At 62.8% G+C, this 26,139-nt stretch carries 23 protein-coding genes; 15 read left to right on the forward strand and 8 right to left on the reverse strand.

Annotation, left to right across the window (positions count from 1 at the left end; translation table 11 throughout):
* Positions 1-9: 9 nt before the first annotated feature.
* Positions 10-618: a CDP-alcohol phosphatidyltransferase family protein gene (locus BLS48_RS10660; RefSeq protein WP_091577399.1), complete on the reverse strand. Its 609-nt coding sequence runs from the start codon at positions 616-618 to the stop codon at positions 10-12.
* Between the two features lie 260 nt (positions 619-878).
* Here BLS48_RS10660 and BLS48_RS10665 point away from each other — a divergent pair, with 260 nt between their 5' ends.
* From BLS48_RS10665 to BLS48_RS10685, 5 genes are all read left to right on the forward strand, one after another.
* Positions 879-1,358 (forward strand): MarR family winged helix-turn-helix transcriptional regulator, encoded by a 480-nt coding sequence (locus BLS48_RS10665; RefSeq protein ID WP_091577400.1) that lies wholly within the window; start codon positions 879-881, stop codon positions 1,356-1,358.
* Positions 1,355-2,533, forward strand: a complete 1,179-nt coding sequence (locus tag BLS48_RS10670) for an HlyD family secretion protein (protein WP_091577402.1) — start codon at positions 1,355-1,357, stop codon at positions 2,531-2,533. Before BLS48_RS10665 ends, BLS48_RS10670 begins: the two co-directional genes overlap by 4 nt.
* A 307-nt stretch (positions 2,534-2,840) precedes the next feature.
* Positions 2,841-4,376 carry a DHA2 family efflux MFS transporter permease subunit gene (locus BLS48_RS10675; protein ID WP_091577404.1) on the forward strand — a complete coding sequence of 512 codons (1,536 nt, stop codon included), beginning with the start codon at positions 2,841-2,843 and terminating at the stop codon, positions 4,374-4,376.
* Between the two features lie 137 nt (positions 4,377-4,513).
* On the forward strand, positions 4,514-5,497 hold the full coding sequence (locus BLS48_RS10680) for an isopenicillin N synthase family dioxygenase (RefSeq protein WP_091577405.1): 984 nt from the start codon (positions 4,514-4,516) through the stop codon (positions 5,495-5,497).
* Between the two features lie 306 nt (positions 5,498-5,803).
* Positions 5,804-8,485 (forward strand): EAL domain-containing protein, encoded by a 2,682-nt coding sequence (locus tag BLS48_RS10685; RefSeq protein WP_091577407.1) that lies wholly within the window; start codon positions 5,804-5,806, stop codon positions 8,483-8,485.
* Between the two features lie 67 nt (positions 8,486-8,552).
* Here BLS48_RS10685 and BLS48_RS10690 read toward each other — a convergent pair whose 3' ends face one another.
* Positions 8,553-9,065 carry a CAP domain-containing protein gene (locus BLS48_RS10690; RefSeq protein WP_091577409.1) on the reverse strand — a complete coding sequence of 171 codons (513 nt, stop codon included), beginning with the start codon at positions 9,063-9,065 and terminating at the stop codon, positions 8,553-8,555.
* A gap of 288 nt (positions 9,066-9,353) precedes the next feature.
* Between BLS48_RS10690 and BLS48_RS10695 the strand changes: the two genes are divergently transcribed.
* On the forward strand, positions 9,354-10,178 hold the full coding sequence (locus BLS48_RS10695; protein WP_091577410.1) for a DUF2189 domain-containing protein: 825 nt from the start codon (positions 9,354-9,356) through the stop codon (positions 10,176-10,178).
* 54 nt (positions 10,179-10,232) lie between these two features.
* Here the strand turns inward: BLS48_RS10695 and BLS48_RS10700 are convergent, their stop codons facing one another.
* The 3 genes from BLS48_RS10700 to BLS48_RS35630 form a co-directional block, all read right to left on the reverse strand.
* Positions 10,233-10,865, reverse strand: coding sequence for a LysE family translocator (locus BLS48_RS10700; protein ID WP_091577412.1), 633 nt, complete (start codon positions 10,863-10,865; stop codon positions 10,233-10,235).
* Positions 10,866-10,997: 132 nt separating this feature from the next.
* Positions 10,998-12,983 carry a TadE/TadG family type IV pilus assembly protein gene (locus BLS48_RS10705; protein ID WP_167365026.1) on the reverse strand — a complete coding sequence of 662 codons (1,986 nt, stop codon included), beginning with the start codon at positions 12,981-12,983 and terminating at the stop codon, positions 10,998-11,000.
* A 103-nt stretch (positions 12,984-13,086) separates the two neighbouring features.
* The gene (locus BLS48_RS35630; protein WP_167365027.1) at positions 13,087-13,311 is read right to left on the reverse strand and encodes a hypothetical protein; all 225 of its coding nucleotides are present in this window, start codon (positions 13,309-13,311) and stop codon (positions 13,087-13,089) included.
* On the opposite strand from BLS48_RS35630, the gene BLS48_RS10715 reads away from it, so the two are divergent.
* Genes BLS48_RS10715 through BLS48_RS10725 form a run of 3 tightly spaced genes read left to right on the forward strand, consistent with a single transcriptional unit; the run spans position 13,289 to position 15,537 of the window.
* Positions 13,289-14,149, forward strand: coding sequence for a TIGR01459 family HAD-type hydrolase (locus BLS48_RS10715; RefSeq protein ID WP_167365028.1), 861 nt, complete (start codon positions 13,289-13,291; stop codon positions 14,147-14,149). The two genes, BLS48_RS35630 and BLS48_RS10715, sit on opposite strands and share 23 nt — an antisense overlap.
* A 6-nt stretch (positions 14,150-14,155) precedes the next feature.
* Positions 14,156-15,136, forward strand: coding sequence for a bifunctional riboflavin kinase/FAD synthetase (locus BLS48_RS10720; RefSeq protein ID WP_091577417.1), 981 nt, complete (start codon positions 14,156-14,158; stop codon positions 15,134-15,136).
* 26 nt (positions 15,137-15,162) lie between these two features.
* The gene (locus BLS48_RS10725; protein ID WP_091577418.1) at positions 15,163-15,537 is read left to right on the forward strand and encodes a hypothetical protein; all 375 of its coding nucleotides are present in this window, start codon (positions 15,163-15,165) and stop codon (positions 15,535-15,537) included.
* An 18-nt stretch (positions 15,538-15,555) separates the two neighbouring features.
* On the opposite strand, the gene BLS48_RS10730 is transcribed toward BLS48_RS10725, so the two are convergent.
* A complete protein-coding gene (locus BLS48_RS10730; protein ID WP_091577420.1) occupies positions 15,556-16,110 on the reverse strand; it encodes an HdeD family acid-resistance protein in 555 nt (184 codons plus the stop codon).
* Between the two features lie 218 nt (positions 16,111-16,328).
* Between BLS48_RS10730 and BLS48_RS10735 the strand changes: the two genes are divergently transcribed.
* Positions 16,329-17,111: a MipA/OmpV family protein gene (locus BLS48_RS10735; RefSeq protein ID WP_425284672.1), complete on the forward strand. Its 783-nt coding sequence runs from the start codon at positions 16,329-16,331 to the stop codon at positions 17,109-17,111.
* Here BLS48_RS10735 and BLS48_RS34895 read toward each other — a convergent pair.
* Entirely contained in the window at positions 17,101-17,292 is a 192-nt protein-coding gene (locus BLS48_RS34895) for a hypothetical protein (RefSeq protein ID WP_143019406.1), read from the reverse strand. The genes BLS48_RS10735 and BLS48_RS34895 overlap by 11 nt on opposite strands.
* Before the next feature lie 106 nt (positions 17,293-17,398).
* Here BLS48_RS34895 and ileS point away from each other — a divergent pair, with 106 nt between their 5' ends.
* Positions 17,399-20,362, forward strand: a complete 2,964-nt coding sequence (gene ileS, locus BLS48_RS10740) for an isoleucine--tRNA ligase (protein WP_091577608.1) — start codon at positions 17,399-17,401, stop codon at positions 20,360-20,362.
* A gap of 210 nt (positions 20,363-20,572) precedes the next feature.
* Positions 20,573-21,253, forward strand: coding sequence for a hypothetical protein (locus tag BLS48_RS10745; protein WP_091577423.1), 681 nt, complete (start codon positions 20,573-20,575; stop codon positions 21,251-21,253).
* 46 nt (positions 21,254-21,299) lie between these two features.
* On the opposite strand, the gene BLS48_RS10750 is transcribed toward BLS48_RS10745, so the two are convergent.
* Positions 21,300-21,749, reverse strand: a complete 450-nt coding sequence (locus BLS48_RS10750) for a nucleoside deaminase (protein WP_091577425.1) — start codon at positions 21,747-21,749, stop codon at positions 21,300-21,302.
* A gap of 180 nt (positions 21,750-21,929) precedes the next feature.
* On the opposite strand from BLS48_RS10750, the gene BLS48_RS10755 reads away from it, so the two are divergent.
* The 3 genes from BLS48_RS10755 to BLS48_RS10765 all read left to right on the forward strand — a co-directional run bounded on the left by BLS48_RS10755 (position 21,930) and on the right by BLS48_RS10765 (position 26,137).
* Positions 21,930-24,062 carry a pseudouridine synthase gene (locus BLS48_RS10755; RefSeq protein WP_091577427.1) on the forward strand — a complete coding sequence of 711 codons (2,133 nt, stop codon included), beginning with the start codon at positions 21,930-21,932 and terminating at the stop codon, positions 24,060-24,062.
* A gap of 13 nt (positions 24,063-24,075) precedes the next feature.
* Complete coding sequence (gene rsmD, locus BLS48_RS10760) at positions 24,076-24,630, forward strand: 16S rRNA (guanine(966)-N(2))-methyltransferase RsmD (RefSeq protein WP_091577428.1); 555 nt, start codon at positions 24,076-24,078, stop codon at positions 24,628-24,630.
* Between the two features lie 118 nt (positions 24,631-24,748).
* Entirely contained in the window at positions 24,749-26,137 is a 1,389-nt protein-coding gene (locus BLS48_RS10765; protein WP_091577430.1) for a M16 family metallopeptidase, read from the forward strand.
* Positions 26,138-26,139: the final 2 nt, after the last annotated feature.

Here is a 26,139-nt window from a genome sequence, read left to right on the forward strand (position 1 = left end):
CCTCGATGCTCAGCTGGCGCTGCCAATAAGGCCGGCGCGTATCCGGTTTATGGCGGTCAACAGCGAAAGCGTTGCCATGGCCGGAAACACAAGCGGTGCGATGGATGCCGGCCAGAGCCCGGCGGCGCACAGCACGGCGACCACGCCCAGCGCCAGCGCCCTGTCGCTTTTGCCGAACGGCCCGGCATAGTTTCGTCCGACCTTGGCGGCGATGCCGAGCACGCCAGCGAACTCGGTCAGCACGGCTGACATGGCGAAGGCGACGACGCCCCATGGGCTGAACTGTGGAAAGGCGGCGAACGGCAAGATCAGCGCCAGGTCCGAGATGACGTCGCAAAATTCGTTCAGGTACATCCCGAGCGTCGAGGCTTGCCCGTGTTCCCGCGCCAGCATGCCATCCACCGCATTGAGCGCCATGCGCACGAACATCACCGCGGGAATCAGCAGCAGCAGCGAGCGCCATTCATGCCAGATCGCGATGGCAGCCCCGGCCGTGATCGACATCAGCGCCGCCAGGATGGTTATGCTGTTTGCGGTAACTCCGATTGCCGCCAGCCGATTGACCAGCGGCCGCAGTCTTCCCTGGAAAGCCGGCTTGAGAGCGTAAAGCGTCGGCATTTCGTTGATCCCCCGATCCGGATCAGCGGCTGTACATCAATATGTCAGACGCGACCAGTAGGTCGCTGAGGCCGAAACGGCGCCTCCCGGTGCGGGATCCTGACGTGGCGGATGCGGGTTATTGCGACCGGAATGGCCACCGACCAGACTTTCACCAATCGCTAACCATGACTGCATCGCAGGGCTGCCATCCGCATTTGCCGGCTTCTGGCGCAATGCGACATCTTGAATAGTGAGCACGCTTATTATATATCCCGCTCATGGTTTCCGATGGCATAGACAGATTGGGCTTCTTGATCCACGACGTGCAGCGCTTGATGCGCAAGCGCTTCGAGGCGAGAGCCAGTGGTTTGGGACTTTCCTCGGCGCAATGGCGGCTTCTGGTCCGCGTTGCCAAGGAAGATGGTGTCGCGCAGGCGCGACTGGCCGAACTTCTCGAAATCGAGCCGATCAGCGTTTCTCGTCTGGTCGACCGCATGGAGGAGGGGGGCTGGATCGAGCGTCGTTCCGACGCCGCCGATCGCCGCGTCCGCATGATCTTCCTGACACCCAAGGCGAGCGAAGCCTACGCCCTGATCAAGAGCCTTGCTGGCGAAGTCTACGAAGAATCGCTGACCGGCGTGTCGCCGGAAGATCGCCGCGTCCTGATCATGGGGCTTGAGGCGATGGTCCAGAACCTGGCGGACGACGAGACGCCGTCCATTGAAAAAATGAAGAATACAGAAGGCGCAGCAGCATGAACGCGGTAGCCAAGATCGATGAGAACGCGACCAAGCTGGAAATGGAAGCGCCGGCACAGCCTGCTGCTGCCCCCGTGGCGATTGCACCTCCGGTCCAGCCGGCCTCGGTGCCTGTGAAGAATAAGCGCCGGCTGGGCCGCTCTTTGCTGATGATTGCGCTGCCTGCGGCACTGGTTGTTGGCGGCGGCTATGTCTGGGTCACCGGCGGCCGCTATCAGGAAACGGAAAACGCCAATCTGCAGCAGGCCAAGGTGTCGATCGCTTCTGACACGGCCGGCCGCATCGTTCAGGTCGACATTGCCGACAACCAGTTGGTCAAGCAGGGCGACGTGCTGTTTGCCATCGACCCAGAGCCATACCGGATCGCATTGGCCCAGGCCGACGCGGCGGTTGCTGTCGCACGGGTTGGCATCGAGCAGTTGCGCGCCGCCTACAGCCAGGCGACGGCGCAGGAAAAGTCCGCCACCAGCGAAGTCGACTATGCGCAGTCGCAATATGACCGCGCCGCCGACCTCGCCCAGAAGGGCATCAACACCAAGTCGGCGCTGGATCAGGCAAAAAACGATCTCGACAAGGCCAAGCAGCAATTGGCCGTTGCCCAGCAGGGCATCATCAGCGCCAAGGCAGCACTTGCCGGCAATCCCGACATCGAGACCGACAGGCATCCGACGGTGATGGCCGCGCTCGCCGCGCGCGACAAGGCGGCCTACGACCTGGCGCAGACCACGGTCAAGGCGCCTGCGGATGGCGTCATCAGCCAGGCCTCGTCTTTCAAGGTCGGTCAGTATGTCGGCTCCGGCACGCCGCTGTTTTCGCTTGTCGAGACCGGCGACACCTGGATCGAAGCCAATTTCAAGGAAACCCAGCTGACCCATATGAAGCCCGGCCAGAAGGCCGAGATCGTGGTCGATACCTATCCTGGACGCACCTTCGAGGCGACGGTCAAGGCGATCGGTGCCGGCACGGGAGCCGAATTCTCGCTGCTGCCTGCCCAGAATGCCACGGGCAACTGGGTCAAGGTCACGCAGCGTATTCCGGTGCGCCTGGAGCTGACCGATGCCGACGCCAAGATGGCGTTGCGCACCGGCATGAGCACCGCCGTTACCGTAGACACCGGCGTTTCGCGCGGGTTTCCCGCCATATTCGGCCACGCCACTGCGGGCGAGGCCAAATAGGGCGCTCGCTGCGCTGGGGTGAAACAGATGGCAAGATTGGTCCGAGGGGAGGGTGTGAAGGGAGAAGGGGCCGATGGCCGGGCTGCATCGAAGATGCGGTTCGCTCGATCCCTGAACCATTCGACGCCGGACCCTTTGGTCCTTCGGTTTCCGGGCGGCAGGTGTCCGTCATGTCGAGACGCTCGGTCGATGTAACCCCCACATCGATACTCGCGTCCCACCGCGATGAGAGTCTCTCCTTACGGAAGGCTCTGCCGCCCGGAAACCTACTGTACACGACTTTGTTACCTGCCGGAAGTTCCGCATCATGAGCACGCCAGAACCCTTTCGCGAAGTGCCGCATCGCGGCCTGATCACGGTCGCGCTGATGCTGGCGACGATCATGCAGGCGCTCGACACGACGATCGCCAACGTCGCGCTGCCGACCATGACCGGCGATCTCGGTGCTTCCCCGGACAACATCAACTGGGTGCTGACCTCCTACATCGTTGCCGCTGCGATCATGACGCCGGTAACCGGCTGGTTGGCCGACCGCTTCGGCCGCAAGGAACTGTTCCTTACGGCGGTGGTCGGCTTCACCGTGTTTTCGATGCTGTGCGGCATCGCCTGGAGCCTGGAGACCATGGTGTTCTTCCGGCTGATGCAAGGCGTGTTCGGCGCCGCGATCGTGCCGCTGTCGCAGACTTTCCTGCTCGACATCAACCCCAGGGAACGCCACGGCCAGGCGATGGCCATCTGGGGCGCGGGCATCATGCTGGGGCCAATTCTGGGCCCGACCCTGGGTGGCTGGCTAACCGAGAATTTCAACTGGCGCTGGGTGTTCTTCATCAACCTGCCGGTCGGCATCGTCGCCTTCCTTGGCATGGCTGCCTATTTGCCGGCCGTTGCTCGGCGGGTGCGCAGCTTCGATTTCTTCGGCTTCGCCATGATATCGCTCGGCGTCGGCGCGCTTCAACTGCTGCTCGATCGCGGCGGCGAGGTCGACTGGTTTTCCTCGGTCGAGATCTGGATCGAGCTTGGCCTTTCGATCACGGGGTTCTGGGTATTCATCATCCACACGGTGACGTCACAACATCCCTTCATCGATCCGAAGATCTTCCTCGACCGCAATTTCGTGACCGGCCTGGCGTTCATCTTCGTCATGGGTGTGCTGATTTTGGCCTCCATGTCGCTGCTGCCGCCGATGCTGTCGACCATCTTCGGCTATCCGACCGTCACCATCGGCATCGTCATGGGGCCACGCGGTGTCGGCACGATGATTTCGATGCTCGTCGTCGGGCGGCTCATGAGCAAGATCGACGCCAGGATCCTCGTCGTCATCGGCTTTCTCCTGACCGCGCAGTCGCTCTACACCATGTCCAGCTTCACGCCTCAGATGGACAACTGGCTGATCATCAGCTCCGGCGTCATCCAGGGTCTGGGAATGGGGATGGTGTTCGTGCCGCTGTCGACCGTGGCCTTCGCCACGCTTGACGTACGCTTCCGCACCGATGCCACGGCCTTGTTCAGCCTGGTGCGCAATCTCGGGTCGTCCATCGGCGTGTCGGTCGTGACGGTTTTGATGGTGCGCAACACGCAGATCAACCACGCCGAGCTTTCGGCCTTCATCAACCCGTTCAACCCCAATCTATGGGCGGTCTCACCGGCGGCGGCGAGCGGAAATCAGATGGCGCTTTCCCAGGTGGATCGCATGGTCAATCTCCAGGCGATGATGATCTCCTACGTCAATGACTTCAAAATACTGATGATGATGACGTTGATCGCGGTCCCGTTTGTCTTCCTGCTGCGCAAGCCGGCGCGGGCGCCGGCGGCCGGTGGGGCACCCGCCGCGCATATGGACTAGAAGGCTGGCCAGCGTTTTCCGCCACCCATGCACTAGCCAACCGAGGTTGGCTCGAGAAATATCGCCTCCGTCCCGACGATGCCGTCATGCATCGCGGGTGGCTCGACGGGCATTGGCTTCGGCCTGGAGGAGATGCGATGCAATATCCGGCATTCCCAGTATTCGATCTCGGGCGGTTCGAGAACTCCGGCCACGAGGAGAAAAAGGCGCTCGGTGCCGAGGTCGACCGCATCTGCCGCGGCACTGGCTTTCTGGCCGTGAAGAACCACGGCATTCCGGAACCGGTGATCGACGCCGCCTGGTCGAAGGCGCGAGCTTTCTTCGACCTCCTTCCGGAGGAAAAGCAGCGTTCGAAGGCGCCCTACAAGGGTTATCCTTACGGCTACCTCGGCCCCGAACTCGAAGCGCTTGCCAAATCGCGCAATGTCGACACGCCGCCTGACCTGAAGGAAAGCTTCAACGGTGGTCCGCTGCGCGTACCGTCGGGCATGCGTGATCCGGAGGCGTTGGCCTTCTGTTACGCCGAGACGATCTGGCCGGCCGAACCCGCCGGCTTCATCGAGGCATGGAAGGCCTACTACGTCGCGCTCGAGGACCTCGCCGTGCGCATCATGCGGGTTTTCGCCACCGCGCTCGGCCTGCCCGAGAGCTATTTCGACAGCTATCTCGATGCGCCAATCAGTGCGCTACGAGCCCTCAATTACCCCGAACAGCATGTCGCACCGAAACCCGGCCAGATCCGCGCCGGCGCCCACACCGACTATGGCAGCCTGACCATCCTCCTGCCGCAGGCGGGGTCGCGCGGCCTCGAGATCATCACCCCGGACGGGGAGTGGACGCCGGTTCCGCCAATTCCGGGCGCCTTCGTCATCAACATCGGCGATCTGATGGCGCGCTGGACCAACGATCGCTGGGTTTCCACCTTGCATCGCGTGGTCAATCCGCCGGCCGATGAGGGCGGCAAGGACCGGCGCCAGTCCATGGCCTTCTTTCACCAGCCGAACTGGGACGCGCAGATCAACGTGCTGGACGTCTGCCTCGCCGACGGTGAGGCGCCGAAATACGAGCCGGTGCTGTCCGGCCCCTATCTGATGGCCAAGTTCAAGGCGACGACCAGTTAGGGGAGAACACCCTATTCCCAAGCGCGAGGCTCCAGTGGCGGATGGCGCTGTCGCGATCGTTTCGCGCATAGTCGAGGCCGACGCGGCTGAAGCGCGGCTCAGCCAATCCATCCCGATGTCGAAGAACACCGAGCCTGAAAGCTCAAAGGTGGTTTAGAACTGCGATTGAGTTTCAGGCATCCGAGCCCCACGCCCCGATTTCGATCCGGTTTATCTGTCATTAGTACATCAGTAACACTATGGGCCGACTTTCATTCTGCCGATGGGCGATTTTTTTCCCAGGTCCAAAAATCCGAGGAACTCTGTTTGGTCACGAAATCATCCAGGCAAGTCGCCGAAGCGCCCGAGTCGGCCAGTCTGGCAGTGCTGGCAAAGCTGGCGACTGCCTCGTACGAGACTCTTGAGCACGAGCTTCGGGCGACGATCGCAACGCTTGAAGCACAGGCGCTGCGATTCGAGACCGTGATCGACAACATCTCGCAAGGCATCTGCTTTTTCGGCGCCGACGAACGGCTGATCCTGTCCAACCGCCGCTATGCGGAGATCTACCGCATCGCGCACGGTCGATTGAAATCGGGCCTGACATTGAGCGAAATCGTCGAACGCCGCGTTGCCGCCGGAACATCCGCGATGGCAGCCGACGCCTATCTCGCATTGGCCCGGTCGGTCAATTCGGGCATTGCTTCGAAAATCTGGACCGCCAAACTCGCCGATGGTCGAACTATCCAGATTTGCCATCAGCCGATGCCTGATGGCAGTTGGGTGGCCACGCATGAGGACGTCACGGAACTCGCTGCCAATCGCCAGATCGTCGACGAGCGCATCTCGCTGCAAACGTTGATCGACTGGGTGCCCGACTATCTCTGGGTCAAGGACAGGGAAAGCCGCTTTGTCGTGGTCAACAGCGCCCTTGCGGCCGACAGTGGCCGGGATAAGACCAGCGACATGATCGGCTTGACCGATTTTGATCTCCATGCCCCGGAACTTGCGCAGAAGTTCCGCCTCATCGAGCAGAATGTCCTCAACAGCGGACAACCGATGATCGACGAGGAGGAGTTCGTTGTCGATGCGTCAGGCGACGGCAAATGGCTCTCGTCGACGAAGGTGCCGTTACGCAATGCCCAAAACGAAATCTTCGGTCTGGTTGGCATTGCCCATGACATCACTGCCCGCAAGCAAGCGGACGTCCTTAGGAACGGGCAAGCGCATATCCTGGAAATGATCGCGATGAGCGCTCCGCTTGAAGATGTGCTCGACCGTCTCATGCGCCTCGTGGAATCCCAGTTGACGGGCATATTCGGTTCCGTCTTGCTGCTCGACAAGGACGGCAGCCACTTGCGCCACGGCGCCGCGCCGAGCCTGGCGAAAGACTATACGAACGCCATAGACGGGGTCGCTATTGGTCCGAAGGTGGGGTCCTGCGGGACCGCAGTCTACCGGCGGGAGCCGGTCATTGTCGCCGACATCATGCAGGACCCCCTCTGGGAAGATTATCGCGAACTGGCGTCGGCCTTCGGCTATCGTTCGTGCTGGTCGACCCCGATCCTGTCGCATCAGGGCACCGTCCTGGGCGTGTTCGCGATGTATTCGATGACGGTGCGCAAACCGGCCGAGGCCGAGACCCGGTTGATTGATTTCACGACCCGCATTGCCGGAATCGCGATCGAGCGCAAGCTGGCCGAAGACCAGATCCACTTCATGGCCAACCATGATGTGCTTACCGGACTTCCCAATCGCGCCTTGCTGGAGGACCGGCTTTCTCAAGCGATCCTGTACGCGCAGCGATACGATCGCTGGGTGACGGTGGTGTTCATCGATCTGGACAATTTCAAGCTCGTCAACGACACGCTCGGTCACAATGCCGGAGACGAGCTCCTGAAGATTGTCGCCCGCCGCATGGTCGAATGCGTAAGGGCGACCGACACCGTGGTCCGACTTGGCGGCGATGAATTTGTCATCGTCCTGTTTGATCAACCGACGAACGTCGATCTCATCTCGGAGACCTTGCAGAAAGTCCGCACAGCGATTGCCGAGCCAGTTCATCTTGGAGAGCATTGGCTGAGGGCGACAGCCAGCATCGGTATCGCGAACTATCCCAAGGATGGGGCGATCCCCGATACGCTCTTGGCCAATGCCGATGCAGCCATGTATCGCGCGAAAGAAATCGGCCGCGACAATTTCCAGTTCTACGCTCCCGAATTCAACACCAGGGCGCATGAAAAATTCGTGCTTCAGGAGGAGTTGCGAAACGCCCTAGCCCGTTCAGAATTCGCGCTGCTCTATCAGCCGCAAGTCGATCTTCGCTCGGGGCGCGTCTTCGCGGTGGAAGCGTTGATCCGCTGGAACCATCCGACACAGGGCGTGATAGCGCCGGCCAACTTCATCCCGACGGCCGAGGAGACAGGTCTGATCGTGCCGATCGGCGACTGGGTTCTGCATGAAGCCTGTCGACAGAACAAGAGCTGGCAGGATGCGGGTCTGCCGCCGATGACTGTCTGTGTGAACGTGTCGGCACGGCAGTTCAGAGAAAAGAATCTGGTCGGTCGCGTCGTCAATGCGCTGAGGGACAGTGGTCTGGAGGCCAGATATCTCGAGCTGGAGGTGACCGAAAGCCTTATCATGCAGGATATCGAATTGGCGGTCGCAACAATGAACGCACTGCAAGGCCTGGGCGTTCAGATATCGATCGACGATTTCGGAACCGGCTATTCCAGCCTCAGTGCGCTCAAGACCTTTCCAGTTGCGCGGCTGAAAATCGACAAGTCTTTCATCAACGACGTCGCCGACGACGAAAACGATCAGGCTGTTGCCAGCGCCGTGATTTCGTTGGGTCAAAAGCTGAACATGAGGGTCATTGCCGAGGGCGTCGAAACAGACGATCAGGTGGCTTTCTTGCTCAAGAACAATTGCGACGAAATGCAGGGCTACCATTTCAGCAAACCGGTCTCTGCCCGGGACATCGAGAAATTGCTCAACCACGAGGATTGACGGGCTGCTCAGCAAGCGGTCTCGCGCGGCTCGACGAAGACCGCACCCGGCGGCGACACGCCTGCTTTTATTTCCCGAGCACAAGGCTCCAGTAGCGGAGGCTGCTGTCGCGGCCGTCGCGCACATAGGCAAGGCCAAAGCGGGTGAAGCGCGGGTCGAGCATGTTGCGGCGGTGGCCGGGTGAATGCACCCAGATGTCGAACAGCTTCTGCAGGTCGAAGCGGCCCTCGGCGATGTTCTCGGCGGCCGCACCCGCAATGCCGTTGCCCTTGACCCGCGAGGCGAAATCCTTGCCCCAGCCGGTGGTGTGGGTCATGCGGCCACGCTGCGCCATGTAGCCGGCCTGCTGCAGGGCTGCCTGTTCGAGCCGTGGATCAGGGGCCAGCGGCGCGAGGCCCGCCGAGGCGCGGATACTGGTCAGCGTGCCGGTGGCGGAGGAGGAGGCTCCGGCGCCTTCACCGGTTGGCAACGAAACGGTGCTGCAGGCCGCGAGCCCGGCCAGAGCCGCGAGGCCGGCAATCTTGAGCCATCTGCGCCTGTTCAGGCTTGCTTGACGGATTTCGATTTTTTCAGCTGTCATGCCTGTCTGACATAGTCGCGATCATGGCTTTTGCCGGGCGAGGCGGTGAAAATACTGCCTTCGTCGTCGATTCGGATGGTCATCGCATCGAGGCCGTCTTCAACGCGCCACAATAGAATCCGTGCCGTGGGCTTTCGCCGACATGGCGATGACAATCCCGTGAAGGCATGTCCGAGACCATCGATTCGGCGACAAGCCCTGGCAAATCGTCTATGGTGCCACATCTACTAGTGGCAGCTGCTGGCGGCCATCCAGGCGGTGACCGCCCCGACACACGGGAGGAAGGTTATGGCCGGTTTTCATGTCATGGCGGACGCGCGTGGGGTACATGTGCAACCCGTGGTGCGTCGCATCACCACGACGGATCTCTGGGACGCGCTCAAGCTCGGCGTCGAGGACTTCTGGGCAAAACCGTCGCACTACGTGTTCCTGTGCCTGATCTATCCGATTGTCGGCCTGATCCTGACGCAGTGGACGTCGGGCTCTAACACCATCCAACTTGTCTATCCCTTGATGTCGGGCTTCGCCCTGGTCGGGCCGTTTGCCGCGATCGGTCTTTATGAGATCAGTCGCCGGCGCGAGCTCGGCATGAATACCTCCTGGCGGCACGCACTCGACGTGCGCCGCTCGCCGGCGGTTCCCTCGATCGCGGTGATCGGCGCCATGCTGGTGGCGCTGTTCCTGTTGTGGCTGTACACCGCGCAGTCGATCTACACCGGCCTGTTCGGCAATCAGCCGCCGGCGTCGATAGGCGGCTTTGTCCGCGAGGTGCTGACGACCGGCAAGGGCTGGACCCTGATCCTAGCCGGCAACGCCGCCGGCTTCGTCTTTGCCGTGGTCGTGCTGGCCACCACCGTGGTTGCCTTTCCGTTGCTGCTCGACCGCGACGTCGGCGCGGTCTCGGCCATAGAGACCTCGGCCCGCGTGGTGATGGCAAACCCGCTGCCGATGGCGCTGTGGGGGCTGTTGGTCGCCGTGCTTCTGGTGGTCGGCTCGATCCCGCTGTTTGCCGGGCTCGCCGTGGTCATGCCGGTGCTCGGCCATGCCACCTGGCACCTCTACCGCAGGGTGGTCGAACCGGAGCGGGCACAGCAGATAAGGCGGCCAATGTAGGCTGGAGCATGATTCCGAAAAATGGGAGCCGTTTTTCGGAAAACCAGGAAGCCCTCAGCGTTGCGCGTCGGTCGCCATCTTCAGCGCCAGCGCCGTCAGCACGGTCCCCATCATCCAGCGCTGGATGACCAGCCACAGCGGCCGTCCGGCGAGGAAGGTAGCGATCGAGCCTGCCGTCACCGCGATGATGGCATTGACGCTGAGGCTGATCGATATCTGCGTGGCGCCGAGCACCAGAAGCTGCGACAGGACATGGCCTTTGCCGGGACTGATGAACTGCGGCAGCAGCGACAGGTAGAGCACTGCCACCTTCGGATTGAGCAGATTGGTCATCAGGCCCATCATGAACAGCTTGCGCGGCCGGTCTTTCGGCAATTCCCGCACCTGGAACGGCGAGCGTCCACCGGGCTTCACCGCTTGCCAGGCCAGCCACAAGAGATAGAGCGCGCCGGCAAAGCGCAGCGCGTCATAGGCGAAGGGCACGGCGAGCAGCAGCGCGGTAATGCCGAACGCGGCCGACAGCACATAGAATAGAAAGCCGAGCGCGACGCCACCAAGCGAGATCAGTCCGGCTTTGGGCCCTTGCGATAGGGAACGCGAGATCAGATAGACCATGTTGGGGCCCGGCGTCAGCACCATGCCGAGGCAAACCAGCGCGAAGGCGAGATGATTGGCGGTTTCGGGCATCTGTTCACTCCCCAGCGCGCGGCGATGGATGCGCGGTAGCTCGCGCGGCCAACATGTGCCCGCCCCGGCGGGCGCGCGCAAGAGCATGGCGGTGCCAGCCGTTGCGCCAGTGCGCTACCGCTGCCCTTCGGATCAGCTGACGACGCGCAGGTTCGACAATTCGTTCCCGATTTCCTTGAAATCGTTCGACAAGGTGGCGCCGGTCGCATTCCAGAACAGTTTGGCCGGCTTGCTCGCGTCCGTCGGATCCTTGCGGAAGCGCGAGTCCGACGAGCAGGATTTCAGCGCGTCGATCGCCTGCTTGTCGCTGGTCTTGGTGGTGGACAGGTCGAGCGCAACCGTCATCACCATGATGTTGGCTGCCTTGGCGTTGTTGCAGAGTGTCGCCATCTGCTCGTTGAGCGCGTTGGTGTAATTGCCGTTCGAATAGTCGAACTGACCGATGGCGCTCGACGTGCCCAGGAACATGCGGCCGACCGAGGTGCCGTTGTAGCCGGGCTTGAGATAGCCATAGGACGCGTAGGTCGATTTCGAGTTGGCGGGATCGGAATAGCCCAGGGACGAAGGCGTATAGTAGGTGTTGGCGCCGTCGGTCAGCACGATCACCACCTTGTCGTTGCCTTTTTCCGTTTCCGGGCGCCCCTGTGTAAACGGCTCGCCACTCGAAACCACCCGCCAGCCCCACGCCATGCCCTCGGGAACGCTGGTGCCGCCATTCGGCTGCATCAGGTTGATGGCGGCCTTGATCGCGGTGAGCCCATCGGTGCTGCTGACGTCGGTCAGCGGCGTGATTGGGGTGGTGGTGCAGCTGTAGTTCGGACCATTGCCGGCGGGCAGCGCCGGCGCATTGATTGGCCGCGGCTGGAAATATTTGGCCATGTTGCGCAGCCGGGCCTGACCGGTGCTGCTCGACGGGTCGTCGTTCCACCAGCTGTTCACGGCGCCATAGGTCGTCGGCGCGGCCTCGTCGGGGTCCTGGGTGAGCTTCCAATGATTGCCAGGTTCGTCAGGGGCGAACATCGGCACGAACATCGTCGCTGGATCGCCGACGCCTATGCCGGTGTTCGCCGAGCCGCCGGACGGCGCGGCATCATTGACATTATAGGGATAGGGCCTGGCTTCCACGCACCCTTGCCAGCTGGCGAACGGACCATAGGAATCGATGTAGTCATATTCGTCGTGGCTGCGTTTGCAGGTGTTGTTCCAATTGTATTCGTCGCAAACCACGCGCTTGCTGCTGACGACGCGCTCGTGGTTGGTGACGACCTTCATGTCGTGGTAGAGCGAAAACCGGGTCAGCATCTGGCCTTCCTCGCTGCCCCAACCGGTGCCGCGCTTGTACCAGATGCCGTTGGTCTGCTGGGCGTACTTGTCGGCCGCGTTCAGCGTCGACCAGTCGAAATTCTCGTTCGATACCGGCGACAGGCCCTCGGTGTCCATCCATGATGCGTTGCCGTTGCCAGGGCCGACATTGACCGAGGCGGCAAATGGCACGAGGCCGAATTGCACCGGCTTGTCGATCTGCTTGATCATCGCCGCCTGCTGGGCAAGCGTGTCGACCAGCTGTTTGGCCGCGTCCTTGAGAAGATCGATGCGCTTTTGTCCCGAGCCTGTTCCTGGCGTGACCATCGAACCGGAATTGTCGAGCACCAAGGCGACTTCCAGAGTGTTCTTCAGCCGCACTTCGGAAGTGACGTCGAAGCTGATCTTCTGGTTGGCGTCGGTTTGGGACTTGCCGACGAGTTGAGCGAAGACAGGATAGAAATAGGGCTTGTAGTCGAGCCGCGCGCTCATCTTGAGCAAGCCGCCGCCGCTGGTGTTGCTTGGCAAGGTGACGCTGAGCGTCGTGTTGGCGGGATCGATATTGTTGAGGTTGGCGTTGAAGAAGTCTACCGCATAGGCTCTGAGCTGGTCGTCGGTCGCGCCTTCCGTCAGCCGGCGCGCGGTGGCGAAGTTGGCCGCGTCGAGCGCATTCGTCACCATCTGCTTTTCGCGGTTCATTTCGGTGAAGTCGACCGCCATGGCCAGGCCGCCCATGAGCGGAACCATCGCAACGGCCGTCATAAGAGCATAGTTGCCGCGTCTGTCGCGGCAGAACTGACGCCAGAGTTCATGCATTGTCTTGCAGCGGCCCCCGCCGGCGGATTCTCGATCGACGCCAGCTTTTCACAAAACGCTGAAGGACGAGTTTGGGAAACCGCTCGATTGCTTGGTCGGCGCTTCACCAACCGCTAACCAATCCGGCAAGCTTGTTCTTCATTCGGGCCGGCAGGGCATCTTGCATCGGGATAATGCCGACCTGCGGATGATGCACGGGTGCCGGCGAAAGCTGGTGACAGGCCTGAGCGGTTCGGTTAATCCGAACCGGCTGCGGCGAACCGTCGGTCGCGGCGCTCGCAACGATCATGACTGAAGGAAACGGCATGGCGGATTCGCCTGAAATCATCGGCTCGCTCGAAGACGTGTCGAAAGCCTATTCGGCAATCCTGTGCGATGTCTGGGGCGTGGTGCACAACGGCGAAAGGCACTTTCCGGCGGCCGCCTCGGCACTGGCAAGGGCGCGAGAGGCAGAAATCCCTGTCGTCCTGATCACCAATTCACCGCGCCGCAATGTCGATGTCGTGGCGCAGATGAACGCGATCGGCGTTCCATCATCAGCCTATGATCGTGTCGTCACTTCCGGCGATGTCACCCGCGACCTGATCGCCGAGGGCCCACGCAAGATTTTCCATATTGGCGGCGACCGCGATTTCACGATCTATGACGGTCTCGATGTCGAGCTTGTCGAGGAGTTCGAGGCATCCGGCGTCGTCTGCACCGGATTGTTCGATGACGAGGTCGAGAAACCCGAGGACTACACGGAGCTTCTGCGGCGGCTGCGCGCCAGGAACCTGCCGTTCATCTGCGCAAATCCCGATATCATGGTCGAGCGCGGCGAACGCATCATCTGGTGCGCCGGCGCTCTGGCACGCGACTATGCCCAGCTCGGCGGCCGCACGCTGATCGCCGGGAAACCTTACGCGCCGGTCTATGAGGTCGCGATGAAGGAGGTGGCGGACATTGTTGGTCGTCCGGTCGAGCGTTCGCGGGTGCTGGCCATCGGTGACGGCATGATGACCGACGTGAAGGGTGCGGTCGACAACGGTTTTGACGTTCTTTATGTCTCTGGTGGTATCCACGCCCGCGACTATGGCGATGCATCGCAACCGGATCCGGCAAGGCTGGTGACCTTCCTGGAGAGGCATGGCTATCGTCCGGTGGCCGTCATTCCGAAACTGCGGTAGGTGACAATGGCAGCCTTCCAGCACATTCTGGCAATCGCGCCGCTACCCGCCGAATTGCGTGGCGGCGTGGTGGCGATCGGCAATTTCGACGGCGTCCATCGCGGCCATCAGGCGGTGCTTCAGCAGGCATTGGCCGAGGCCAGGCGGCGCGGGGTGCCGGCTCTGGTGCTGACTTTCGAACCGCACCCGCGAAAGATCTTCAGGCCGGACATGCCGTTGTTCGTGCTGACGCCGCCGCCGATGAAGGCGAGGCTCCTGTCGCTGCTGGGTTTTGCCGCGCTGGTCGAACAGCCGTTCACGCGCGACTTCGCCTCGCTGTCGGCGGAAGCGTTCGTGACCGATGTGCTGGAGAGGAACCTTGGCATCACCCATGCCGTGACCGGTTTTGATTTCCATTTCGGCAAGGACCGTCAAGGTGGCCCTGCCTACCTGATGGCGGCCGGCGGGCGCCATGGCTTCGGCGTCACGCTCGTCGACGCCTTTCGTGACGAGGGCGCCGAGGTGGTGTCGTCGAGCCGTATCCGCGGGTTGCTCAGCGACGGCGAGGTGGCCGAGGCCGCCGGCCTGCTCGGCTATCGTTTCACTGTCGAAAGCGAGGTGGTGGGCGGCCAGCAGCTCGGCCGCACCCTTGGCTTTCCAACCGCGAACATGAGACTTTCTCCAGAAGCCGCGCTGAAGGAGGGCATCTATGCCGTCCGCTTTCGTCGCGCCGACGGCACGCTTCATGACGGCGTCGCCAGCTTCGGCCGGCGTCCGACCGTCGATGACAATGGCGCACCGCTTCTGGAAACCTTCGTCTTCGATTTCTCCGGCGACCTCTATGGCGAAATCTGCCAGGTTTCCTTCTTTGGTTTCCTGCGCAGCGAGATCAAGTTCGACGGTCTCGATGCGCTGGTTGCGCAGATGAAGCGCGACGAAGCCGAGGCGAGGGCGCTGCTTGCCGGCGTCAGTCCGCTTTCGGAGCTGGATCGCGCCATCGCCTCCTGAGGGTTTCGCCGAAACAGCCGCGGACTGTGAACCAGTTCATCGAAGGCGGCCGGCGGAAAGCCCAACATTCATTGATGAAAATCGACATCTTCGTCTGGAGCGTTGTGCTCGTTTGCGCCGGACTGTTCATCCTTTGCGATGGCCTGAGCGCGCACTGGGGCAAGACCGGCAGCGACCGCAGCCTGGGATATGTCATGCTGCTGTCGCCGATCTCCTACGGGGCATTTGCCATCATCAATACGCGGCTAAACCTCGCCGTGACAGGAGCGCTGGTCAATACCATCGTCGTGGCCGGCGCCGTGCTGGTTGGCGCCATTGTTTTCAAGGAAGAGGTGTCCTCCCTGCAATATGTCGGGATCGGGCTGGCGCTGATTGCGGTGACGGTGCTGAATCTCTCGTAAGCCTGTCGGCGGCGGTGGCTACCTCTTCAGCGCCAGGCCGACGGCGATGAAGGTCCAGCCTTGAAAGATCAGGTCGATCGCCAGAAAGAGCCCGAGAACCCACAGGCTGTTGACCGGCCAACCCATGGCGATGATCAGGCCCGCAAGCGCGCTGATGATACCGGCGGCGACGATCCAGCCCCAACCGGGTTCCGGCCGGTGGCCGTAGCCGACCCAGACCCTGAGCACGCCTGACGCGACCAGCGCAACGGCCAGCAGGAAGGTCAGCACGGTCGAAGCGAGAATCGGATTGTCGAAAGCAAAGAAGCCGGCAGCCGCGTAGAGCAGCCCGCTGAGCAGCCAGTAGAAGAAGCGACCCCAGGTCTTGACGCCGAACGCATGCATGATCTCGATGACGCCGGCCATCAGCATCAGCCAGCCCACGACATAGACCGAAGCCACGGTGGCGATGAACAGATTGCCGAAGGCAATGCCGCCGAAGATGAGCAGCAGCACGCCGAGCCCCACAAACCACCCCCATTTCGCCCGTGTCTGACTGATTGCAGTTTTCAAGGCGTCGCCATGCAGGGTCATTGTCGCGGTCTCCTCAAGGGCTGCGGGATACTCCCGAGGAAGGTTAGTCCCGGCGTCGAGGAACGTCCAGTCGATGACCGACGGCCGGGTCGCATGAAACCGTGACCGGATGTCTCCAGCTTAAATCAAATTTTACCAAACGGCGGCCAAAAGCTGTCATCGGTAATTGTGTGCGTTGTGTTAGTGGAGTGCCCATGAGTCCGGTCGGAAAAATCTCTATGCTGTTGGCCGTTGCGGTGCTGAGTGGGGCAGGCGCAGCCAACGCGGGCGAGGGCAGCTGGCTGTCCGGCGACTGGTATCTGACTGTTGGCGCCACGGGCATGGTCGCGCCGAATTTCGAGGGCGGCAAGAAGTACCTGCTTAGCGCCTCGCCGATCATCTCGCTGGGCAAAGCCGGTCCCGCGGCCCGTTTCACCTCGCGCAACGACAACATCTCGCTTGCGCTGGTCGACGATGGCGGCGTCCGCGCCGGTCTGACCGGCAAATTCCTGTTCTCCCGTGACGATGGCGACGCCGACGAACTGAAGGGCCTCGATCCGGTGCGATGGGGCGGCGAAGTGGGCGGCTTCTTTGAATTCTATCCGACGGATTGGCTGCGCGCGCGTGCCGAACTGCGCCACGGTATTCGTGCTCACAACGGCTTTGTCGCCGATATCGCCGCCGACGCGTTCTACGATGTGACGCCAACTGTCAGGATTTCAGGCGGACCACGCGTTTCTTTCGCCTCTGCCAACTATTTCGACGCCTATTACGGTGTCAATGCGCAGGAGGCCGTCGCCTCCGGCCTCAGCGAATATCATCCCGGTGGCGGCCTGAAATCGACCGGCCTCGGCGGCGCCATAACCTGGAAGGTGACCGAGCCGATGACCGCCAGCCTCTTTGGCGAATATTCGCGCCTGATGGGGCCGGCGGCCGATTCCAGTCTGGTCAGGCAACGCGGTGACCGCAATCAGTTCATGATCGGCGTGTCGACCACCTACCGCTTCGACTTCACGATGTAAGTGAATCGAACGAGAGACGCTTTATTCCTGCGCCCATCTCCGCTAAAAGCCCACCAATGACGAGCTTTTCGCGTCCCGTCGCCATTGCGATACGAATTACCGGCCCGGTGTTTCGGGCGGCCTGAGCGCCGCTGGAACCGCCGGGAATCTTGCGCGCGACCCTCGCGCTTTTCCAGATCATCAACGCATATCGCCCAGAAGTGGCTCCGTTTTGGGAAAACGAAATGCGTCAAAGCGAAGACTTCAACGCCGCAGGCCGTCTGGCCGGGCACGTACATGGCAGACCAATGACCGACGAAACAATCGACTATTCCAAGACACTTTATCTGCCGCAGACGGATTTTCCGATGCGCGCCGGCTTGCCCGAGAAGGAGCCGCTGCTGGTTAAGCGCTGGCAGGACATGGACCTCTACCGCAGGCTGCGCGAGAGCGCGGCCGGCCGTGAAAAATACGTGCTCCATGACGGGCCGCCCTACGCCAATGGCAACATTCATATCGGCCATGCGCTGAACAAGATCCTCAAGGACGTCATCACCCGCTCGTTCCAGATGCGCGGCTACGACTCCAACTATGTGCCCGGCTGGGATTGCCACGGCCTGCCGATCGAGTGGAAGATCGAGGAGCAGTATCGCGCCAAGGGCAAGAACAAGGACGAAGTGCCGGTCAACGAGTTCCGCAAGGAGTGCCGCGAGTTCGCCGCGCACTGGATCACGGTGCAGGGCGGCGAGTTCCAGCGGCTCGGCGTCATTGGCGACTTCAAGAATCCCTATACGACGATGGCTTTCCACGCCGAGGCGCGCATCGCCGGCGAGCTGCTGAAGTTCGCCATGTCGGGCCAGCTCTATCGCGGCTCCAAGCCGGTGATGTGGAGCGTGGTCGAGCGCACCGCGCTGGCCGAGGCTGAGGTCGAGTACCAGGATTATGAGTCGGACACGATCTGGGTGAAGTTTCCGGTCGCCAGCCTTGCTCGACAGATCGCCAATGCCGAAGAGCCGGCAAAGCTGACCGAGGCGTCGCTGGACCTGCTGGAAGCCCATGTCGTCATCTGGACGACAACGCCCTGGACCATCCCCGGCAACCGCGCCGTCAGCTATTCGCCGCGCATCGGCTACGGTCTTTATGAGGTCGCGGCGGCCGAGAACGCTTTCGGACCGCAGCCGGGCGAGAAGCTGATCTTTGCGGATGCCCTGGCGGAAGACTCCGCCGCCAAGGCCAAGGTCACCTTGAATCGGATTCACAGCGTTTCGGCGGAACAGCTTGGAAGCCTTACGCTTTCGCATCCGTTCAAGGGCTTTGGCGGCGGCTACGAATTTCCGGTGCCGATGCTCGCCGGCGATCATGTCACCGACGATGCCGGCACCGGCTTCGTCCATACCGCGCCCGGCCATGGCCGCGAGGACTTTGACGCCTGGATGGATGCGGCCGCGGATTTGCGCGCGCGCGGCATCGATGCTGTCATCCCCTTCACGGTCGACGATGCCGGTTTCTTCACCAAGGACGCGCCAGGCTTCGGCCCGGACCGCGAGGGCGGAGCCGCGCGCGTCATCGACGACAACGGCAAGAAGGGTAACGCCAATCAGGCCGTCATCGATGAGCTGATCAAGCGCAACGCGCTGTTCGCGCGCGGTCGGTTGAAGCATTCCTACCCGCATTCCTGGCGCTCGAAGAAGCCGATCATCTTCCGCAACACGCCGCAGTGGTTCGTCTATATGGACAAGGACCTCGGCGACGGCACCACGCTGCGCAGCCGCGCGCTGAAGGCCATCGACGATACCCGGTTCGTGCCGGCGGCGGGCCAGAACCGTATCCGCGCCATGATCGAGGAGCGCCCCGACTGGGTGCTGTCGCGTCAGCGCGCCTGGGGTGTGCCGATCGCCGTGTTCGCCGATGCCGACGGCAATGTGCTGAAGGACGAGGCGGTCAATCAGCGCATCATGGACGCTTTCGAACGGGAGGGCGCCGACGCCTGGTTCGCAGCCGGCGCCACCGAGCGTTTCCTCGGCAATCACGATGCCTCCAAATGGAAGCAGGTGATGGACATCCTCGATGTCTGGTTTGATTCGGGCTCGACCCACGCCTTCACGCTGGAGGATCGCCCGGATCTGAAATGGCCGGCCGACGTCTATCTCGAAGGCTCCGACCAGCATCGCGGCTGGTTCCACTCCTCGTTGCTGGAAAGCTGTGGCACCAGGGGCAGGGCGCCTTACGACACCGTCGTCACCCATGGCTTCACCATGGATGAGGAGGGTCGCAAGATGTCAAAGTCGCTCGGCAACACCGTCGTGCCGCAGGATGTCATCAAGCAGTCCGGCGCCGATATCCTGCGCCTGTGGGTGGTGACGACCGACTACTGGGAAGACCAGCGGCTTGGCAAGAACGTGTTGCAGACCAACATCGACGCCTACCGCAAACTACGCAACACCATCCGCTGGATGCTGGGCACGCTTGCCCATGACGATGGCGAAGAGGTGCCGCTGGAAAAAATGCCGGAGCTGGAGCGGCTGATGCTGCACCGGCTGTCCGAGCTGGATGAGGTCGTGCGCTCGGGCTACGATGCCTTCGAGTTCAAGCGCATCACCCGCACCTTGCTCGATTTCATGGTGGTCGAACTGTCGGCCTTCTATTTCGACATTCGCAAGGACGCGCTCTACTGTGACGCGCCCTCGAGCGTGAAGCGCAAGGCCTCGGTGCAGGTGGTGCGCCATCTCTTCGACTGCCTGGTGAAGTGGCTGGCGCCGATGCTGCCATTCACCACGGAGGAAGCCTGGCTCGACCTGCATCCGGACGCTGTCTCGGTGCATCTCGACCAGTTCCCGGCAATTCCGGCGGACTGGAAGAACGAGGCGCTTGCGGAAAAATGGCGCAAGGTGCGGCAGGTGCGTCGTGTCGTCACCGGCGCGCTGGAGATCGCGCGCGCACAGAAGGTGATCGGTTCGTCGCTGGAATCAGTGCCGGTCGTCACCATCAACGACGCAGCGCTCGAAGCGGCGATATCGGATGTCGACATGGCCGAGATGGCGATCACCAGCGATCTGGTCATCGCTCATGGCAATGCACCGGCGGGCGCCTTCACCCTGGACGACGTCAAGGGCGTCGCCGTGGTGATCGAGAAGGCCGAGGACCGCGGCCTTGTGAAATGCGCGCGGTCATGGCGCTACACCGCCGATGTCGGGCAGGACGCTGCATTTCCCGACGTTTCGGCGCGCGATGCGGCGGTGCTGCATGAGTTGAAGGCATTGGGTCGGCTTTGACCGGCCGGCCGGAAGCCTCTATCGGTGCACAATTGCCACGCCGGGCGGGTGAAAACCGCCCGCGCGTTGCCCTTAACGAGCGGTTGAGGTAAACACGCGAAACTCCGGAAGACAAATTGTCGCCGGATTTCCGTCGCAGTGCTTGGACGACGGGGACCGGACATTGGGCCGGTGGCAATCGAGAGGCTGTCTAGAGTGGGACTTTTTGGCATGACCGAGAGATATAACGCGCGCCTTGCGCTGCTGGCGCCGCTTGTCGCATCGGGCCTCGCTCTGTCCGGCTGTGTCGGCTCTCCGACCTACGGGACCGACAAGACCGCCGGCGAACAGCTGGCCGGCGATATTTCCGGCGCCTTTTCGTTCGCGCCGAAGCGCAAGGAACAGATCGACTACAAGCCGCGTCCGACGCTGGTGAAGCCTGCGCCAGGGCAGAAGGAAGCGCTGCCGGCGCCGCAAGACAGCATCGAGACGGCGAGCGCCGAATGGCCCGAATCGCCCGAGCAGCGCCGCGCCCGTTTGCGCGCCGACGCCACCGCCCATCAGAATGATCCGGCCTATCAGTCGGAGATCGTAGACGATGTGCAGACCGATCCGGAATCGGTCAAGAAGGCGATGGCGGATTCGGGATCGAGCCATCCGCCACGCTGGACGCCGGCTGATTCCGACAAGGGCCGCGCCGCCGAGATTCAGCGCCGCCTTGCCGAAAGCAAGCAGGGCGACCCGAACACCCGCAAATATCTGAGCGAGCCGCCGGTGCAGTATCGCGTCGCTGCCGACACCGCGCCGAAAGATCAGCTCGGCGAAGACGAATACAAGAAGGAACGCCGCCTGAAGAAACTGGCGGAAGGCAAGAAGGGCAGCGGCTGGTTCGACTGGCTGCCGTCCCTGTAGTAACTGGCGACGTTGATTGCATTGGCTGGTGGGTATTGCGCCCGGTTCAGTCGCGACGTTCGCGGAAGAATCCCTTCAGCAGCACGGCCGCTTCGGTTTCGGCCATGCCCGGATAGATGTCCGGCACGTGATGGCAGGTTGGCGAGGTGAAGAAACGCACACCGTTGACCACCGCGCCGCCCTTTTCGTCGGCGGCGCCGAAATAGAGCCGGCGCAGCCGGGCGAAGGAAATGGCGCCGGCGCACATGGCGCAGGGTTCCAGCGTCACATAGAGATCGTGCCCGGTCAGCCGCTCGGCTGACAGTTTGCGGCAGGCTTCGCGGATCGCCAGCATCTCGGCATGCGCCGTCGGGTCGGCAAGCTCGCGGGTGCGGTTGCCGGCACTGGCAACGACCGTGCCGCCGCTGGCGATGACGGCGCCGACCGGCACTTCGCCGCGCAAGGCGGCGGCTTCGGCCTCCTTCAGCGCCAGCGCCATGAAATCCGGCCGCTTCACGCGGTTTCCATTCCGATTATCTCCTCGCCACCCGGCGGCGATCCTGTTATTGAGCGCATCAACCCGAAAATCGGACTCGATTTCCGGAAATGATCATGCGCCAAATCAAAGTGCTACAGCGTTCGTTGCGCGCCCGAAAGGATGCGCCACGCTGTAGCAGCGCAAACGGATAAAGGCCACATGGACGACAACGACAAGAAATCTCCGCGCCAAAAAGGCCCGGGCAAGAAACCCGCGGCCCCGCGAGGCGACAGCGGCGGCAAGCCGTCCTTTGGCGCGAAGAAGCCCTATACCCCACGCGGCGACCGGCCGATGGCAACCGAAGGCGAGCGGCCGAAGCGCGACTTCAAGGGCGGCGACAAGCCCTTCAGCAAAGGCCCGCGCAAGTCTTACGCACCGCGTGGCGACCGCCCAGCGGCCGCCGAAGGCGAGCGCAGGCCGTATGAGAAGCGCGAAGGACCGCGCAAACCCTATGCACCGCGTGGCGATCGCCCGATGGCGGCCGAAGGTGAGCGCAAGCCGTATGAAAAGCGCGAAGGCCCGCGCAAACCCTACGCACCGCGTGGTGATCGGCCAATGACCGCCGAAGGCGAGCGCAAGCCGTATGAGAAGCGCGAAGGCCCGCGCAAGCCTTACGCACCGCGTGGAGACCGTCCAATGGCGGCCGAAGGTGTGCGCAAGCCATATGAGAAGCGCGAAGGGCCACGCAAGCCGTACGCGCCGCGCGGCGACCGGCCGATGGCGGCCGAAGGCGAGCGACCCAAGCGCGACTTCAAGCCGCGTGGTGATCGTCCGGTTGTGGCGTCGGAGAGTGGCGAACAGCGCTTCGACCGCCCCAAGCGCGATTTCAATGACCGTCCGAAGCGTGACTTCGCTGATCGACCCAAGCGCGACTTTGGCGATCGACCCCAGGGCGCATCAGCCGGTTTCAAGCCGCGTCCGCGTTCCGCGGAAGTGACGGGGGAGGCTGGCGAGCGCATCGCCAAGCGGTTGGCGCGCGCCGGCCTTGCCTCGCGCCGCGACGCCGAGGAGCTGATCGCCGCCGGCCGCGTCAAGGTCAATGGCCGCGCTCTGACCTCGCCGGCCTTCAACGTCATGCCAGGCGACATCATCCATCTCGATGGCATGGAGATCCCGCCGATCGAGCGCACGCGCCTGTTCCTGTTCCACAAGCCGGCCGGCGTCGTCACCACCAATCGTGATCCCGAGGGCCGCAAGACCGTCTTCGACGTGCTGCCGGCCGAATTGCCGCGACTGATGACCATCGGCCGGCTCGACATCAACACCGAAGGCCTGCTGCTGCTCACCAATGACGGTGGCCTGTCGCGTGTGCTCGAACTGCCGGCCACCGGCTGGCTCAGGCGCTACCGCGTGCGCGTGCACGGCAAGGTCGAGGAAAGCGCGCTTGCCGGCCTGCGTGAAGGCATAGCCGTCGACGGTGTCTTCTACGGCGCCATCGAGGCGACGCTCGACCGCGCGCAAGGCACCAATGCCTGGCTGACGATCGGCCTGCGCGAGGGCAAGAACCGTGAGGTCAAGAACATCCTGGGCTCGCTCGGCCTTGATGTGACGCGGCTGATCAGGATCTCCTACGGTCCATTCCAGCTCGACGATCTCGCCGAGGGCCATGTGCTGGAGATCAAGGGCCGCGTGCTGCGCGACCAGCTTGGTGAACGCCTGGTCGAGGAATCCGGCGCCAATTTCGACGCCGAGATATCGAACCCGTTTTCCAACAAGCCGGTGCGGCGTACCGAAATCCGCGAGCCGGAGCCGGAACGGCCGAAATTCACGCGTGATGGCGAGCGCCGGCCGATCGGCGAGGGCGGTTTGATCAAGAACCGCAAGCGCCGCGAGGGCAGCCGCGACGAAGCGCTGGGCAAGCTGTCGACAAGTCCCGACAGAGCCTCCAGGCCGGAAAGGAGCTTTGGCGAACGTGGTCCGAGACCCGAACGCGGCGGCTTTGGCGACAAACCCCGAGGCAATTTTGGTGACAAGCCTCGCGGTGGGTTCGGTGACAAGCCCCGTGGTGGCGGCAAGAAATCCGAGCGCGAACAGCGGCCCATCGAGCCACCCGGCCAGCGCAAGGCCAATGTCTGGATGGCGCCGGGTGCGCGGCCGATCGGCAAAGGCAGGGCTGAGGCTGACGCCGCCAAGGCTGCGGACGCCAAGGCGCGCAAGGCATCGTTCAGGCCGTCCTATGGCAAGCCCGGTGGCAAACCGGGCGGCGACAAGCCGTTCGGCAAGCCGCGTGGCGAGCGCCCGGGCGGCAGCGAGCGGCCGCGTGGCGGCCCCAAGGGACCCAGAACGAGATGAGGCCAGGATTGAAATGAGAATCGTCGGCGGTGAGTTTCGCGGGCGTCCGCTGGCGACGCCCCGCAGCAGCGCCATTCGCCCGACGACCGATCGTACCCGCGAGGCCGTCTTCAACGTGCTGGCGCATCGCTTCGCTGAGCAGCTGGACGGCGCGCGCGTGCTCGACCTGTTCGCCGGCACTGGCGCGCTTGGTCTCGAAGCGCTGTCGCGTGGTGCCTCATACGGTGTCTTCATCGAGGAATCTGCCGAAGGCCGTGGCCTGATCCGCGACAATGTCGAGGCCTTCGGCCTGACCGGCCGCACCAAGATATTCCGCCGCGATGCAACGGGCCTTGGCGAGGCGGGTACGCTTGCGCCGTTCGGCCTCGTCTTCGCCGACCCGCCCTACGGCAAGGGTCTTGGCGAGCGCGCCTTGCAGTCGGCGAAAGCCGGCGGCTGGCTTCGCCCCGGCGCGTTGTGCGTGGTCGAGGAGGCAGCAGCGGCTCCCTTCGACCCCGGCCCCGGCTTTTCCATACTTGACGAGCGCAACTATGGCGAGACCGTCATCCGCTTCATCGAGGCCGCCTGACCGCCTGCCTGCATGGCCGGCCTCTTTGCCGCCGCCTTTGCCTGAGACATGACGAACAATTCACTTTGCTTGTCGTACCGACCCTGCCTATCGTCTTGCCGAGGAACCGGAGCCATTGATGACATTTCAGGCTGAATGGCTGCGCACAACGCTGCTGGCGACGTCGCTGGCTTTCACCATGGCCGGCCCGGTGCTGGCCGACAGCCCCGTGTTGCCCAACACGAAGCCGGCCGAATTCAAGGTCACGGATTTCCTGCTCGACAACGGCATGGAGGTCGTCGTCATCCCCGACCACCGCGCGCCGATCGTCACCCACATGGTGTGGTACAAGATCGGCAGCGCCGACGAGCCGCCGGGCAAATCCGGCATCGCCCATTTCTTCGAGCATCTGATGTTCAAGGCGACGACCCACCATGCGGCCGGCGAGTTCGACCGCGCCGTCTCCGACATCGGCGGCTCCAACAACGCCTTCACCTCTTACGATTACACCGCCTTCCACGAGACGGTGGCGCCATCGGCGCTTGAGCTGATGATGGGCTTCGAGGCCGATCGCATGCGTAATCTCATCCTCACCGACGATGTCATCAAGACCGAGCGGGACGTCATCCTCGAGGAGCGCCGCTCGCGCATCGACAACAATCCCGAGGCGGTGCTGGACGAGGAAGTCGACGCCACATTGTGGCAGAACCAGCCTTATCGCATTCCCGTCATCGGCTGGATGCAGGAGATGAAGCAGCTGAACCGCACCGACGCCACCGCTTTCTATGACAAATACTACCGGCCCAACAACGCCGTGCTGATCGTTGCCGGCGACGTCGAACCGGACGCGGTCAGGGCGCTGGCTGAAAAGACCTATGGCAAGGTGGCCCGCGGCCCCGATTTGCCGCCACGCATCCGCCCGGTCGAGCCGGAGCAGAACACCAAACGCACTGTCACGCTCTCCGACGCCCGCGTCAGCGTGCCGAGTTTTTCGACGCAGTGGGTGGTGCCGTCCTATCACTCGGGCAAGCCGGGCGAGGCCGAAGCGCTCGACCTGCTTGCGGAAATCCTCGGCGGTGGCAATCGCAGCCGGCTCTACCAGGCACTCGTCGTCCAGCAAGGTATTGCTTCCAGCGCCGGCGCCTATTTCCAGGGCACCATGCTCGATGATACCAATTTCACCGTCTATGGCACGCCGCGGGGCGATGCCAGGCTCGCCGATGTCGAAGCGGCGGTCGATGTGGAGGTGGCGCGCATCGCCAGGGATGGCGTCACGCCGGCGGAGCTGGAAAAGGCCAAGGACCGCTATGTGCGCTCGATGATCTTTGCCCGCGACAAACAGGATTCCATGGCCAACATCTACGGCTCGACACTGGCCACCGGCGGTAACGTGCAGGACGTCCTGCAATGGCCAGACCGCATCCGCAAGGTCACAGCCGCCGAGGTCAAGGCCGTTGCCGCGCGCTATCTGGTGCTTGACCGGTCGACAACCGGCTACCTGTTGCCGCAAGCCAAGGCGGAGAATTGATG

The organism is Mesorhizobium qingshengii (assembly GCF_900103325.1).
GTDB classification, from domain to species: Bacteria; Pseudomonadota; Alphaproteobacteria; order Rhizobiales; family Rhizobiaceae; genus Mesorhizobium; species Mesorhizobium qingshengii.

Coding starts and splice junctions, on each gene's coding strand:
- BLS48_RS10660 (WP_091577399.1), bottom strand. CDS start 618: ATGCCGACGCTTTACGCTCTCAAGCCGGCTTTCCAGGGAAGACTGCGG.
- BLS48_RS35630 (WP_167365027.1), bottom strand. CDS start 13,311: ATGATTTCAGGCGAATCCGCCATGCCGTTTCCTTCAGTCATGATCGTT.
- BLS48_RS10720 (WP_091577417.1), top strand. CDS start 14,156: ATGGCAGCCTTCCAGCACATTCTGGCAATCGCGCCGCTACCCGCCGAA.
- BLS48_RS10670 (WP_091577402.1), top strand. CDS start 1,355: ATGAACGCGGTAGCCAAGATCGATGAGAACGCGACCAAGCTGGAAATG.
- BLS48_RS10695 (WP_091577410.1), top strand. CDS start 9,354: ATGGCCGGTTTTCATGTCATGGCGGACGCGCGTGGGGTACATGTGCAA.
- BLS48_RS10680 (WP_091577405.1), top strand. CDS start 4,514: ATGCAATATCCGGCATTCCCAGTATTCGATCTCGGGCGGTTCGAGAAC.
- BLS48_RS10690 (WP_091577409.1), bottom strand. CDS start 9,065: ATGACAGCTGAAAAAATCGAAATCCGTCAAGCAAGCCTGAACAGGCGC.
- BLS48_RS10715 (WP_167365028.1), top strand. CDS start 13,289: ATGGCGGATTCGCCTGAAATCATCGGCTCGCTCGAAGACGTGTCGAAA.
- BLS48_RS10755 (WP_091577427.1), top strand. CDS start 21,930: ATGGACGACAACGACAAGAAATCTCCGCGCCAAAAAGGCCCGGGCAAG.
- BLS48_RS10765 (WP_091577430.1), top strand. CDS start 24,749: ATGACATTTCAGGCTGAATGGCTGCGCACAACGCTGCTGGCGACGTCG.
- BLS48_RS10730 (WP_091577420.1), bottom strand. CDS start 16,110: ATGACCCTGCATGGCGACGCCTTGAAAACTGCAATCAGTCAGACACGG.
- BLS48_RS10700 (WP_091577412.1), bottom strand. CDS start 10,865: ATGCCCGAAACCGCCAATCATCTCGCCTTCGCGCTGGTTTGCCTCGGC.
- ileS (WP_091577608.1), top strand. CDS start 17,399: ATGACCGACGAAACAATCGACTATTCCAAGACACTTTATCTGCCGCAG.
- BLS48_RS10705 (WP_167365026.1), bottom strand. CDS start 12,983: ATGCATGAACTCTGGCGTCAGTTCTGCCGCGACAGACGCGGCAACTAT.
- BLS48_RS34895 (WP_143019406.1), bottom strand. CDS start 17,292: ATGATCTGGAAAAGCGCGAGGGTCGCGCGCAAGATTCCCGGCGGTTCC.
- BLS48_RS10735 (WP_425284672.1), top strand. CDS start 16,329: ATGCTGTTGGCCGTTGCGGTGCTGAGTGGGGCAGGCGCAGCCAACGCG.
- BLS48_RS10665 (WP_091577400.1), top strand. CDS start 879: ATGGTTTCCGATGGCATAGACAGATTGGGCTTCTTGATCCACGACGTG.
- BLS48_RS10675 (WP_091577404.1), top strand. CDS start 2,841: ATGAGCACGCCAGAACCCTTTCGCGAAGTGCCGCATCGCGGCCTGATC.
- BLS48_RS10745 (WP_091577423.1), top strand. CDS start 20,573: ATGACCGAGAGATATAACGCGCGCCTTGCGCTGCTGGCGCCGCTTGTC.
- rsmD (WP_091577428.1), top strand. CDS start 24,076: ATGAGAATCGTCGGCGGTGAGTTTCGCGGGCGTCCGCTGGCGACGCCC.